This window comes from Ruegeria sp. AA6 (assembly GCF_056542865.1).
Window position 1 is genome coordinate 1 of sequence record NZ_JBQGAN010000077.1, and the last position, 749, is coordinate 749.

The 749-nt window shown below is 51.0% G+C and carries 1 protein-coding gene; it reads left to right on the forward strand.

Translation table 11 applies throughout. The features are described from left to right. Positions 1 to 100: 100 nt before the first annotated feature. Positions 101 to 749: amidohydrolase family protein (locus ACR0LN_RS23940; protein ID WP_480433241.1), on the forward strand; the 649-nt coding region annotated here is incomplete at its 3' end.

A 749-nucleotide genomic window follows, 5' to 3' on the forward strand; every position in this document is an offset into this window, starting at 1 on the left:
CAATCTCTTCGGGCTTCGGTCTCTTGTTTGCCATTCGTAGTCCTCCGTTTCCTAACCATAAAGGTGGACCAATTCACGTGGGGAGGCTCACAACTTCCGGATGGGAGCAACACAACTGAAGTACATGCAATCGGGTGGTGTAGTTTCAGCATTTGACCCGTGGCAGTTGTTGGCTGGATCGACGGCAGAGCTAGAAGCGGCCGTGCAGGTTGCCAATGAATACGAAAGCTACGTCATGGCTCATTCCTACCGCAAGGAAACGATCATGGCGGCGCTGAATGCTGGTGTCCGGTCAATTGAACACGGGTTCATGTTTGATTGTGAAATTTCGGCGTTGATGGAAGAGAAAGGCGCTTACATCACAACCAACCTCACCGCTTTTGATCCAAATCTCTTCGATATTCCTGCCATTCGAGATGTCCCGGCCAGCTTAAGAAAGGCACAGTCCGCTACGCAGGCTTTCGGTGGCTATATAAAAAACATGAATGAGTGCCCAGCCAAAAGAGGCTTTCACACGGATTGCGTAGGTTCTGTGGCAGCCTGCAATATTCAAATTGCCTATGAAAAACATCTCAATAATGAGTTCTTTGGCTCCCACGCTTCATTGGTCGCAATGACGTCCACCGGCGGTGAAATCGCCGCTTTGTCGGGGCCGTTTATGAACCCCTATCCGGAAGGCAAACTGGGTGTGATCGAAGAAGGCGCCTATGCCGACATCCTGCTGATAGACGGCAACCCCCTCGAAGACT